General features: G+C 40.8%; 13 protein-coding genes. 8 read left to right on the top strand and 5 right to left on the bottom strand.

Features of this window, described 5'->3' with window-relative positions; all coding sequences use genetic code 11:
- Positions 1 to 67 precede the first annotated feature (67 nt).
- The 6 genes from CDC33_RS37130 to CDC33_RS41050 all read left to right on the top strand — a co-directional run bounded on the left by CDC33_RS37130 (position 68) and on the right by CDC33_RS41050 (position 5,393).
- Positions 68 to 463, top strand: a complete 396-nt coding sequence (locus CDC33_RS37130; RefSeq protein ID WP_109007605.1) for a four helix bundle protein — start codon at positions 68 to 70, stop codon at positions 461 to 463.
- Positions 464 to 466: 3 nt separating this feature from the next.
- Positions 467 to 1,654 (top strand): transposase, encoded by a 1,188-nt coding sequence (locus CDC33_RS37125; RefSeq protein WP_109007604.1) that lies wholly within the window; start codon positions 467 to 469, stop codon positions 1,652 to 1,654.
- Positions 1,655 to 2,226: 572 nt separating this feature from the next.
- Entirely contained in the window at positions 2,227 to 2,835 is a 609-nt protein-coding gene (locus CDC33_RS37115) for a nucleotide-binding protein (protein ID WP_109013529.1), read from the top strand.
- Entirely contained in the window at positions 2,832 to 3,104 is a 273-nt protein-coding gene (locus tag CDC33_RS37110; RefSeq protein WP_109013528.1) for a hypothetical protein, read from the top strand. The genes CDC33_RS37115 and CDC33_RS37110 overlap by 4 nt, the downstream gene beginning before the upstream one ends.
- A 323-nt stretch (positions 3,105 to 3,427) precedes the next feature.
- Positions 3,428 to 4,561 carry a S1 RNA-binding domain-containing protein gene (locus CDC33_RS37105; protein WP_109013527.1) on the top strand — a complete coding sequence of 378 codons (1,134 nt, stop codon included), beginning with the start codon at positions 3,428 to 3,430 and terminating at the stop codon, positions 4,559 to 4,561.
- Positions 4,562 to 4,817: 256 nt separating this feature from the next.
- Complete coding sequence (locus CDC33_RS41050; RefSeq protein WP_244919592.1) at positions 4,818 to 5,393, top strand: hypothetical protein; 576 nt, start codon at positions 4,818 to 4,820, stop codon at positions 5,391 to 5,393.
- Between the two features lie 111 nt (positions 5,394 to 5,504).
- Here the strand turns inward: CDC33_RS41050 and CDC33_RS37095 are convergent, their stop codons facing one another.
- From CDC33_RS37095 to CDC33_RS37085, 3 genes are all read right to left on the bottom strand, one after another.
- Positions 5,505 to 6,008 (bottom strand): pentapeptide repeat-containing protein, encoded by a 504-nt coding sequence (locus CDC33_RS37095; protein ID WP_219930158.1) that lies wholly within the window; start codon positions 6,006 to 6,008, stop codon positions 5,505 to 5,507.
- A 1,199-nt stretch (positions 6,009 to 7,207) separates the two neighbouring features.
- On the bottom strand, positions 7,208 to 8,737 hold the full coding sequence (locus CDC33_RS39720) for a relaxase/mobilization nuclease domain-containing protein (RefSeq protein WP_181374392.1): 1,530 nt from the start codon (positions 8,735 to 8,737) through the stop codon (positions 7,208 to 7,210).
- Positions 8,718 to 9,158 (bottom strand): plasmid mobilization protein, encoded by a 441-nt coding sequence (locus CDC33_RS37085; protein WP_244919591.1) that lies wholly within the window; start codon positions 9,156 to 9,158, stop codon positions 8,718 to 8,720. The genes CDC33_RS39720 and CDC33_RS37085 overlap by 20 nt, the downstream gene beginning before the upstream one ends.
- A gap of 510 nt (positions 9,159 to 9,668) precedes the next feature.
- Here CDC33_RS37085 and CDC33_RS37080 point away from each other — a divergent pair.
- Positions 9,669 to 10,097, top strand: a complete 429-nt coding sequence (locus CDC33_RS37080; RefSeq protein ID WP_109013525.1) for a hypothetical protein — start codon at positions 9,669 to 9,671, stop codon at positions 10,095 to 10,097.
- A 178-nt stretch (positions 10,098 to 10,275) separates the two neighbouring features.
- Positions 10,276 to 10,449, top strand: coding sequence for a hypothetical protein (locus CDC33_RS39715; protein WP_181374391.1), 174 nt, complete (start codon positions 10,276 to 10,278; stop codon positions 10,447 to 10,449).
- Positions 10,450 to 10,534: 85 nt separating this feature from the next.
- On the opposite strand, the gene CDC33_RS37075 is transcribed toward CDC33_RS39715, so the two are convergent.
- Both CDC33_RS37075 and CDC33_RS37070 read right to left on the bottom strand, forming a co-directional pair.
- Positions 10,535 to 11,122 (bottom strand): SLATT domain-containing protein, encoded by a 588-nt coding sequence (locus CDC33_RS37075; protein ID WP_109013524.1) that lies wholly within the window; start codon positions 11,120 to 11,122, stop codon positions 10,535 to 10,537.
- Positions 11,123 to 11,942: 820 nt separating this feature from the next.
- Positions 11,943 to 12,233, bottom strand: coding sequence for a hypothetical protein (locus CDC33_RS37070; protein WP_109013523.1), 291 nt, complete (start codon positions 12,231 to 12,233; stop codon positions 11,943 to 11,945).
- Positions 12,234 to 12,361 lie beyond the last annotated feature (128 nt).

Here is a 12,361-nt window from a genome sequence, read left to right as displayed (position 1 = left end):
TCACAAGTGTAGGTTTTTTACAAAAAACATCTAGAATGAGGTAAGACTAGGTAGACAAGGAGGGAAAGTGGACAAGGAGGAAGAACGCAGAAAAATTATAACCCACGAAGATTTAATCATCTACCAAAAAGCATTTCAGGCAGCTATAACTATTTTTGAGATATCAAAACGGTTCCCAGAGGAAGAAAGATACTCTCTTACAGACCAAATTCGTCGTTCATCTCGCTCAGTTTGTGCCAACTTAGCAGAGGCTTGGCGAAAAAGAAGATATAAAGCCTCATTTATCGCTAAATTAAACGAATGTGAAGCAGAAGCAGCAGAAACCCAGGTTTGGCTGAAGTTTGCTCTCAGATATCAGTATTTATCGATAGAAGAGGAAAAAAATTTATCTGGTGCATATAATCAAGTATTAAGCGGATTAGTCAAGATGATTAATCAACCAGAAGATTGGTTAATTGGTTGAAGAATGCTAAAGAATAAGTATCTCAAAGAATGGGCGAAAATTGTTAGTTATCATTTCCCTGATCTATCTTTGCCAGAAGTAGCAGGTTTAGCTACTTGGAGCTTTGGGATAGTAATGACAGGCTCAAGTAGTCTAACCAGAGTCTCAGAATTTATCGGCAGGCTTAATCAAGAGAACACTAATGCAGTTCGACAAAGACTAAAAGAATGGTATCAAGAAGCAGATGCCAAAACAGGAAAAAAAAGAACTGCTATAGATGTAACTAAGTGCTTTGCTCCCCTACTCCAATGGATTTTGAGTATGTGGAACAGTGAAGAAAAATGGCTTCCTCTTGCGGTAGATAGCACTAATATTGGACAACACTTCACGGTTCTTTCTGTTCATGTTCTCTATCGGGGTTGCGGCATTCCTGTAGCTTGGAAAATTGTCAAAGGAACAGAAAAAGGAGCTTGGAAACCTCATTGGCAGCAATTATTCCAATCATTGAAAGATGTTGTTCCTCCGGAAATGCAAGTCGTTGTTTCAGCAGATAGAGGACTCTATGCTGACTGGTTGTTTGACGCAATTTGCGCTTTGAATTGGCATCCTTTTTTACGAATTAATTATACTGGAACATATCAAATTAGAGGAGAGACCGAATGGCAGTTTTTAGATAAACTAGTACAAAAAACAGGGACGAGTTGGTCTGGAATAGTCACCTGTTTTAAAACTAATCCACTCAATTGCACAATACTTGCCCGTTGGGATGAAGGTTACAAAGATCCTTGGTTAATTGTCACGGATTTACTACCCCAACAAGGGGATGCTCTCTGGTATTCTTTACGTTCTTGGATTGAGTGTAGTTATCGGGATATCAAAAGTGATGGTTGGCAGTGGCATAAAACTCGTTTACGAGAACCAAATAGAGCCGAAAGGGTATGGTTAGCTATGGCTGTAGCTACCCTTTGGACTATAACAATTGGCACTGATATAGAGCCACATTACCTAAATAATTTATCGAAAGAACTTTCTCCAAATCATCTGGACAAAAAACAAGATATTCCCAAAAAAACTGTTTGTAAGATTTCTTGTTTTCTTCAAGGTTTAATTCATATTCTTGCTGACTTACTTAACGGCAAGGCTATTTCTTTAACTGGTTTGTTTCCACAACCCTACCACAGTACATCTGCTGCTGCTGCCAATACTTCCTAATCTCAATGAATGGTTCTGGCGTAAAAAAGCTTCCTTGTCTACTTTCCCCCCAAGTCTTCCAAGTCTTACCTCTTTCTAGATCTGATTGTAAAAAACCTACACTTGTGAGGGGGGGGCAGGGGGAGCAGGGGAAGCAGGGGGAGTAAAGAGAGAAAGTAGTAATTTTTGCTACCGACATACCCTGAAGTATACTTAATTTCTTTCTCTCCCCCTGCCTCCCCTGCCTCCCCTGCCTCCCCTGCTTGCCTACCTCACAAAATCGCATTGCTCCCTTTTTCTATTTGCTTGCGCTTCTTCGGGTCTGACCAAATATGAGATTTTCTTAGTTTAGTAATCGCAGCAGTAAAGCGCTCTTTGTAATTGTTAGACTCGGTGTTTGGGGTAGAGGCTGCGGCTTTCTTTTCACTAATACGCTGTCTGATTTCGCTTAAAGACCAGTTTAGAACAAGAGCTTGTTCTAAAAAAGAGTGGGCTACAAATATACGTGACTTCGTTGACAAATGTTGAGTATGATTTAGTCCAAGCCCAAAAGTCAGAAAACCAGAAAACCAGATTTATGGTTTACCAGAAATATGGACAGTCAAAAGAAAATTGTAACGATCACTGGATACAAGGGAGGAGTCGGAAAAAGCACTACAGCAGTGCATCTTGCAACTTTCTTTAGTGAACTTGGTAAAACAGTTCTTGTAGATGGCGACCAGAACCGTACCGCCCTGGCGTGGTCAAAACGCGGGTCATTCCCCTTTCCTGCGGTGGACGAACGTCAAGCCTTAAAGGTAATTGCCGATGCTCAATTTGTGGTCATCGACACCCCAGCTAGACCTGACTCAGATGATCTAAAGGAATTAGCTAAAGGCTGCGACCTTTTAATACTGCCTACAAAACCGGACATTGTAAGCCTTGAGCCAATGCTATTGATGGTGAAAGATTTGGGTGAGACAAACTATCGCTGCTTGCTTACTATTGTTCCTCCCTATCCCAGCAGAGAAGGCGAAACACTGCGTCAGGATTTGTTGAATGGAGGCATCCCCGTATTTCAGGCAATGATCCGGCGTACTGTCGGCTTTGAGAAAGCAGCAATGGCTGGTGTCCCTATTCGGGATGTTGATGACTCACGTTTAAAAACAGCTTGGGCTGATTACCTTGCGCTAGGTAAAGAAGTTATGGAGATTTTGAAATGAGCAAGTACGGTGATTTGATTAAAAAAGCCAGAGAAACAGAACCAGAAAACCAGAAAGCCATAAATACATCAGACCAGACATCTGGTTTACCATCACAAGAGCCAGAGCTTGAACAGATGGTCAATCTGTGTGTCAAAGTCCCTATATCCCAACGTCGCTACTGGATGTCTAAAGCTAAAGAGCAAGGGATTACTGTAACCTCAGTTATTGTTGAAGCGCTAACTCAAAAGTTTGGAGAACCAGAAAGCCAGAAAGCAAGAAAACCATAACGATGAGGGAGAGGGGCGGCAGGATAGACATGGAAATGAATTTAGGAAAAACGTTTTTCCTAAACCCGATTTCGCACAATTAAAAGATATTGGTCAGAGCATTATCCTTAAATATCATTCAGGACAGGTTTTCTGAAATTGGTTGCTACAGCCGAGGGATACTAATGGTTTTGAGAGCCAGTGCTGTGCATCTCTATTGCCCGGTCGGGGCTGGAGAAGCAGAAAACCGAATGTTGAAAATAATACTTATTAACTTGTGTATGGTTTTGGTGGTGTTAAATTGGTTTTGTCTGTGAGCGATCGCGGTATATTGTTTTGAATAAATGAGAGTGACCCTTACACAATCCTCTAATGAAGATATTCTCAGAGGATGGATTTTGCTCCGTATAGAAGCTGATCATATTTGCACCCAAATTTGGACATCATCTACATTCAATCCTTATCAAGAACTGTACATTTGGCTGGGACAAATTCGAGACTCACAACTACCCGCCAAAATGATCATCGATGAGGAAGGTCATGGAGTAGAGATGATAGTTGAGTGTTTGAGCGATCTAGTTGTGCAATTGAGAATTGAGCCTTGGATGTGCGGGAATGACACTACAACACGCCTCAAGATTACTGCTTCTCGTTATGAATTGCTCAAGGCTTTTCATGATGGAGTCATCAAATTTCTTCAAGATGAGTATCAACCATCACAATGGTCATACATTGATGATCTGAGTAATACAAATTGGGGAGCTTTGCTCAAACCATCTAATATTTCTGGTCAAAATTGGCGAATACGTTTAGCAATGCACTGGGGCGGACGTGACAGGGTTAGTGAAACCGGACGTGAAACTGTATGGAACCAATTAACGCCCTTACAACAATGGCTAGTCATTCTACATGATGTAATGTTATGGACTACCGATTTAACAGCTAACGGCCAAATCACAGAAGCCTACGCACTTGTCAGCTTATACAAGAATTTACCAATTGATATTGCTTTAGATGAATTTGATGCAAGTTGGTATTCTAAGCGAAGAATTGAGCTAAACAAACAATATGGACTGCGCGAGAACTTCATAGAAAGCCGAACACCTTATAATCGTAGTGCCTCAGCAATAGCAAGATTAAAAACACTTAAACTTGGTCAACTTGTAGATGGCACTATCCACAAAATTAAATCGTATGGTGTCTTCGTTAATATTGGAGGATATTATGCGCTATTACATATCACCACAATTTCTCAACAAACTGTTGAGCATCCACAGCAGGTTTTTCAAGTAGGTGAGTGGGTTAGAGCAATAATTACCTGGATTGATGTTGAAAAAGGGCGAGTCTCACTTTCAACTAGCGATTTAGAAGTTGAACCAGGTGATATGCTAAAAGACCCATTGCGGGTCTATGAAAAAGCAGAAGAAATGGCAGCTAAGTATTATCAAAAAATTGTATTAAAGCTAGAAAGTGAGTAGTGTTTGAAAGCCACGACTTCGCAATCATCTTAAGCAGCATTGGCTGTTAAGAGCCTTATGCTGTACTCTACATTAGCCAAATAATCAAAATTTTTTCTTGGTTTTTTCTTAATAGACTAAATTTTTATTGATAGCAGTAGCAGTATATAAAGAGGGGAGCGAAAAGAAAAATCTTAATTCTCCTCTAGTAGCCGAAGTATTGGGATTTAGTGAGGAAGTGAATTTCAGGAACTCGGACATTCTTGAAGCTGTCGAAATGTGGAAAAGTACACTCTACGAAGGCGGGTTGCCACAAATTGGCTCCATCCCAGATAGTATCCCTGAAATTGCAATTAATGAAGGTAGACCCCGTTATACCTTTTACCCCAGTGAAATCGGAACCACTGAAATCAATATCTTCCCATACAACAAGCTCCCATTTAACATAGCTGAAAATAGCGTTTCTCATAGTAGCACCACTGAAATCGATATCAATAAAACAACCTTTAAGATTAATGCCACTGAGGTCAACACCTCTGAAAAAACCTTCACGTTTGTCCTCAATAGTAGCAGTAGCAAAATTTCTCCGTCCAGCAGCATAGAAGCTCAACAATTCCTCGGCGTTTATACTCATCTATACACCTTCTCATTAATCACTACATATTGCTCTAAATTAGCTGCCTCTACCCCATGTCGGGAAACCCTCTATTTCCCGACATCCAAAACTGCGATCGCAGGCACGACCGAGCAAGGAAGTTGCACAGTATTGGCGGCTGAAAGCTTTATAAATACAGCTTTTCAGGGCAGTAATCAAATTTTTATTAATTGCTTTTCTTACTTACATCTACTTTAATAGATAATTAAGTAGTTTTTCATAGCAACGCATAGGTTCAAATCTATATCAAGGTCACATTAATATTTAGTTGGTATCTCGGTGCAATACCACATTCAATTAATCAATAGTTTATTCATACCAGTCGGGGCCTTTGAAGAATTCCCCATCCGCCCAAAAAGTTTTACAGACTAAACAACCTTGTCCCGGGCCATTGAAATTTTGAGCAGCCCTAAAGTCGGTTGCAATCAAAATAGCATTTTCTATCTCTGTGCCATCGAATTCAGCCCCAGTGAAATCAGTAGCAGTCAAGATAGCTTCGTCAAGATCGGCAAAAGCGAGGTTAGCTCCTCTGCAATCAGCACCGCTCAAGTCAACCCCACGCAAATTAGCATGACTGAGATTAGCAGCATACAGGTTGACACAAAGCATGTTAGCTCCACTCAAGTTCGCATGACTCAGGTTGGAGCCACTCAAATCAACACCTATCAAATCGGCTCCGCTCAAGTCAATTGAGCGCAAATCTTCTCCATCCAGCCCGGAGGAACTGATTCTAATCCCAGCAAAATCTCTTTCGCCAGCAGCGTATCTCTTAAGCAACTTTCGACGATCAATAGACTTTCTCTCATCTTCCATAAATAAATTTAATTACTCCTAAATTAAAAACACTACATTTAGCGATTTGTTGCCACAGCAATTCAACATTAATATATCCAAAGGATTTAAAAAGTCTTATTTCCAAGAAAAAAGAACTCGTTGCAACTCTTGCGGCGATAGCGGAGTGCTGGGCGGGGCTTTTATAAACTAGGCTGATGCACAAGTAAACTATTGCCCCGTCCCAGCACCGCAAGAGTTGAGCGAAGCGGCAACGAGTTCGTCGGCTCAACACGATATTACCGACTAAAACCTCTTTGCTGCTGTCTGCGGTTTTCAAGCTCTATGTGCAGGTGGCGAAATCATACTAATTTTTTTGGCTTCTGAAAAACTTCGCACCCTAAGCATTAATTTACTCGAATGGAATTTATAAGGTATTTACAAGGATTTTCTCTTTAAAGGCATTTATAAGGTTTTGCAATGGCATTTCAATGGTATCTCAATGGCAAATATAAGGATTTATTTGCACCTTCAACACTGAAAATCACCGTTTTTTACAAAATGCCTCTTTTTTGCCAAAAATAAGGTACTGCAATGGCATCTCCAAGGTATTTACAAGGTAAACACAAGGTAATAAGAAGGATTTCGACCCCAAAAACCTCATTTACCACCCTGATTTCTCCGCCAAAAATTCCTGACTAAAACTCTCGCACAGTACGCAAAAAAATAAAACCCATTTTTTGAACCAAAACTAAAAAAACTTTGAATCAACGTCAACTAATAATACTCAATAACTACTTTTGTAGTATCACAACTGCACTCCACTTGTGAGTTACACCAAAGCTATGCTGCAAACACCACTTGCTACGTAGAGTTTATGTAGATGATAAGTATTAAAATAGTAGTTCTAAATACCTTGCTCAAGTGGTAGCTGTTGGGTAGCTCAACTGGTGACACACAGCTACCAGTTGAGTAGTAAAAAAGCGAGTTGTTGAAAATTTGATGATTCCCCAACTGGTAGCAATACGGTGGCCCTACTGCTACCAGTTGAGCATAAGACATTTAGAGAAAATTTCGGGCGTAATGCTGACTGACAATGACTTACAGCCAATGAAAATCGCCTGTTTCATTCTCAATAACTTCAAAATTATTGAGAATTGATAATACACTTGTGTTGCAATTGTGCTTCAAAAATTCTTTCTTGAACTTAACCCACGAGTCAGGTGTATGCTCCGCGCGGCTCACAGACTAAAACCACGATCCTGCTGTAAGAGCTTTTGTTGCTCCTCCCTGAGATGAGCTTCTAATTCCTGACTCCAATCAGGATTATGGGTTTTGAGCCTTTTACCAATTGGCAACAATTCCAATACTGCACTAGCTGCGTTATTCCCTTCTTGATCATTATTGAATGCTACGACAACCCTATTGAAACTCTTGAGAAATTCCATAGGTAGGTTATTCGGGTCATCAGCTACTATCAACATGGTTCTAGTTGGTGGTAGCCCTTTGCAACTTGAAATCAGGTAGGTGGCTGCTGACATTGCATCAATTGGTGTAGAACACAAAAAGACGTTTTCTACCTTGGACTTTGGTTGCCCTCCTAATCTCAAATAAAACCAACCATAAGGTGTAGAGGTGTTTTGGTCGTACTCCACAGTGCAATGATTTTCTCTAGGCTTTGACCAAACTAATGCGCCAGTTTTTTCACCATCTAAATCACGCTTGATAAACAAAATATTTCGTTGCTCATCCATGTAAAGCAACTGATTATTATGTAATCCTTGCACAATATAATCTGGTATATAGCGTTTCTCGCTTAAGTACTTGTGCAACACTTGCCAAACAACTTTATCCTCTGGTGGTGGGGTGAACTGAGGCTGTTGTTTGCGTTCAATTTCTTGAAAGAGTTTTTCTAACTGCTCAACTCTTCGTGGTTTAACAGGTTTGAGCAGCAATTCATGAATAGGTTCATCATCGCGTTCTGTTTGGTAGTCAACGCCAAGATGTTTTTGCAAACCAGGGAAGGTATAAGCTGCCCCTAACTGTGTACCACTAAAAGCTTGCCCATCTTTCTCATAAGAAATGCCTTTAGACTTCCCATTTCTGGTAAATCCTGTTCTGACACTAATGCCAGCTTGCTGCAAGCGCATGATCAGCGTTGGCATTTGGGGATTATCAACTCCGGCTCTGTCAATTGTCTGCTGAACTGACTCTTTGATGATGCGTTGTGGAGGAGAGTCACGTTGTCCCTGTGAAAATTCTTCTTGCTCTCGCCTTATGCGTCTAATTTGTCCGGTGCTGGGTGTGCGCTGAAGTTTCTCTCTACTGCCTTGCACTTGCACCAAATCATAATCAATTTCAATCTGCCGCAGAACTTTCTCAGAGCGTACATAATCCCAGGAATCATGCACTACTAGCCCCGTGTCCATCCTGATTCGGCTGGCTGCAATGTGGATGTGGTCGTCGTCGGTGTTATGGTGGCGGAAGATGACAAACTGATTGGCATCAAAACCCATTTCCTTCATGTAGCGTGAGCCAATCTCGCTCCACTTTTCATCATCTAATTTGTCGCCCTTGGCTGCTGATAGAGAAACATGATAAACAACTCGGTCTGCATCAGAATTTAGTTGTCGAGACAGCTTAAATTCCCGCGCCAATTCACGGGCATTTCTCCCGCTCATATTGCCGCCGATTAGTTTAGCATCTTCGCGCGATTCTAAATAATCTAGCAGCTTGCGAAAACCTCTGCCTTTAGTCTGCTTCCCAATCATCCTCTTCCTCTTCCGAATCTTCGTCTTCAATATCATCCGAGGCAATGTCTCGTCTGCACTGATGCAGCAGTTCTAAAAGTTCTCTTAGCAGTTCTGGATCAGTAGGTAAAGTTCGCCCAACTAAGAGTGCTGTGTTGGTTGCTTTGACAAGCTGGTTTAGATTGTTCCCAATTTGTCCTAATTCCCAATATGTTTGTAGACTAATTTTACTCAGTCGTTTGGGTAATGGACGCATCAATGCATTACGCCTCATTAATTCACTCGCTGACATCCCTGCATCAAGTGATTTTATTCGCAGCAAGTCCAGTTCGATGTCGCTCAATCTGACTGGGAAAATATGCTTTCGGACTAGAGCTTTTGACTGCTTGCGATTCGCCATAAATCGAGAAGATTGAGGGACATTGCGAGGGGGGTTTTTCAAGGGGGGCTTCCCCACTTGAACCAGTCTGCCGTTCGAGCGCAGCGAGACAAAGCGTAAGCTTTGAGGCATGGCTGGCTTCAAGCCAAAATACGGGGTTATGCGAGGTGTCGTGTGCTACGTATGTACGGAGGCAGAACGAGAGACTGGGGGCGAGGAAACGACAGCGTAGCTGGGGGGACAGGTTCGGGTCATTCAGGGTGGGATGAAAGACAATAACAGCATAGCTGTTTCGTCATAATTATATCAGTGTTTGCTAAATTACTACGACGGCATAATCGGTGTGATTTGGCTATAGTCAGCAACACTCAACGTCAGGGGGAACATAGCGACAGCCGACAGCATAGTTTGAGCAGGAGAAATATATCAGCATCTAATAAATGATGGTGACGGCGTAGCAGCAACGAAAATTCTAATCAGCGTAGCTGAAACTTGCTTTGAATCTGGAGTTATACTTTTTATAAAAATAGTGGAAAATAAGGGAATTATAATAATCAATTTAATTTCATAGCAATGGTTGAACTAAAAGATTCTGATCAGATTACTAAAAGCAAGATTGATGAGGCTATCAAAGCACTTAAGGAGCAGAAGCCAAAAGAGCGAGAGGATATATCGGACAGAGAAGCCGTTCGCAAGATGAGGAGGTATATCGAGAAACTGACCTCTGATAAGTATGGCTACACTTACGATGAAGTTTCAGAGATGCTGAAGGGTCTGGGGATTAATTTGACGGGCAGCAGAATCAAATATTTAATCGGTGAGTTGAAGAAAAGCAGCCGTCGCCGTCATAAGACTTCTGATAATGGCGGCAGTAGTACGTCAGAGAATGAGGCTACTGAAAATCAGTCAGCAGTTGTTGGAAACAGCGAAGCTGAAGAAGCACTTGTAAAGGACACAACGGACAAGAGGAAAAAACAACAGCCAGTAGCACAGGAGCAGTAGGATAAATCAGAACTAACTAGTAAACCAAACAGGTTAGCTTTTGTATCAAGCTTTTACAGTGATGATGAAATCTAAGCAACTAGGGGTAGATATAGCATGGCTGACACCAGGGGCAACAACCGCCCGTTTGGCAACAGCGACTTCTCTAATCCTTGCTAGGTAAGGATTAGAGAAGTATATGAAAAATAAGGCAGCAAAATTTTTCGCTCATTGCTACCGCTATTTAGTCGTACATCAATCAACTTTTGATGCACCAAAAAGCTTACTAGATAAGCATTTGAGGCTATCTTGCCCCTGGTATCAGCTACGCTATATCTGCCCCAGGATGAAGGCGATCGCTGCCTCACCTTGACTGCGATCGCATTATTATTAGAGGATAGTAGGGTGATTGCTTGCAGTAGAGAGCAATCGCTTTCTCAAATAAAAACTGCTTGCTCTTAAGATCCAATTGACAATTGACCATTTTTATTTGTCAATACCTTCTGCTGACTTGCCTCTTCAGACTGCTTTGACTTTCGTAAAGCTTTTTCTTCATCCCGCTTATTAATTTCTTTTTGCGCTTTGTTATAGTCACTATTAGATGGAATACATACTTTATACTGATTATTTGCATCAAGATAATCCTCAAACAAGGCATCAAACTCTTCTACAAACTTATCTTGCTGAATTAAACAATCCATATATTTTGACCGAACAACTCCACTTTTACGGTAAATATATGTATACTTATCTCCAGCATCTAAATGTAATTCTATATCTTTTTGATAGTTAAAGAGCGTTTGAATTGCAGCTAAAGAGGCACTAAGAATAGCCAAAAATTTTACAGCAATCGCAGCAGAATATTTAGACATAACTAATTCCAGAAAAGGAGAAAAGATCATAATGTTTATTATTATGATTAACAAACCTAAAACTCTATGTGTCAACTTCTTTCGTTTAACAGCTAAATAATGCGCTGTTTTAATAAGTCTAGAATTTGCTTCTAATTCTTTTATTTTTTCAATAATGTTACTGTTGTTAGTCATATTTATGATAATTTGAAGTAACAGAATGTATTTAAAACTATCAGCTTTTTACAGAAAAAGGCGGTCATAGTGTGATCGCCTTTTTGTTTGAGCCAAGCGATCCTTATTAAAAATTAACATTTTCCTTGGTCATGCTTAACATCAGAATAACGTCATGAACCTGCAAGGAAATTGCTTAATGTAGTTGAGCAAGCAATTTCTTAGAGGAAAGGAAAAGGTGATCGCACCCCAAACCCGCGATCGCCCCATAAATCTTTATTTACTTAATTACTGCATTGCTGCATCAATTACTGCATTACTTTTCTACGTCTTTAAGTGCTTCATCCAGTAGAAACCGTACAATCTCAACCTTTTTCCTATTTGGGGTAGATATAGCATGGCTGACACCAGGGGCAACAACCGCCCGTTTGGCAACAGCGACTTCTCTAATCCTTGCTAGGTAAGGATTAGAGAAGTATATGAAAAATAAGGCAGCAAAATTTTTCGCTCATTGCTACCGCTATTTAGTCGTACATCAATCAACTTTTGATGCACCAAAAAGCTTACTAGATAAGCATTTGAGGCTATCTTGCCCCTGGTATCAGTTACGCTATATCTGCCCCTAAATTCAGGGATGACAGAGTTTTTGGAGTCAACTTCAAAGATTGCCTTTTCGAGGAAACCCTCATGCCCGATGGTAGTGTGCGTAGTGATAATTGAGGAGAGCAAAACAGCTATAGATATGTTGAGCAGGACGCTCACTCAATGATTAAGTACGCAATCATGAAAGGGAGCATCTTTTATTACTGATAGGTCAGTAGAAATTAAAAACGGATAAATTTTAGAGTGTCACAGATGAATCACAGGCCGTTTGTACCGGAGTAACAGCATTGAAAATGGATTGGTCTGAGTAAACCTCGGCAGGTAAGCAACGCAGGATAATCATCAATAAGCCAGCCCTAACAGCCGGGGTGCAACTGTGCAGAATCCGCCGCATTGCAGTGTTAGTAACACTTGTGGCAACTTCAGCTATATACTTCAGGGCATCATCGGGTGATGATTCCGATTCAGTAATCAGCGTGGGGAAGTATTCATAGGCAAACCACTTTTCATCGTCGTCTAAGTCAGCCAAATTTTTATTACTATCGCTATTAAGACTATCTAATAGCAGGAGTAATATTTTTTCAAACGTAGCCCAGCCCTCGAAGCATTACAATTCTCAAAGCTTTAGTTTAATTAGATTGATGACGTTCACCTATT

It is taken from the genome of Nostoc commune NIES-4072 (assembly GCF_003113895.1).
Taxonomy (GTDB): Bacteria; Cyanobacteriota; Cyanobacteriia; order Cyanobacteriales; family Nostocaceae; genus Nostoc; species Nostoc commune.
Note: the sequence above shows the minus strand (reverse complement) of the source record. Positions and strands in the feature narration are given on the sequence as shown.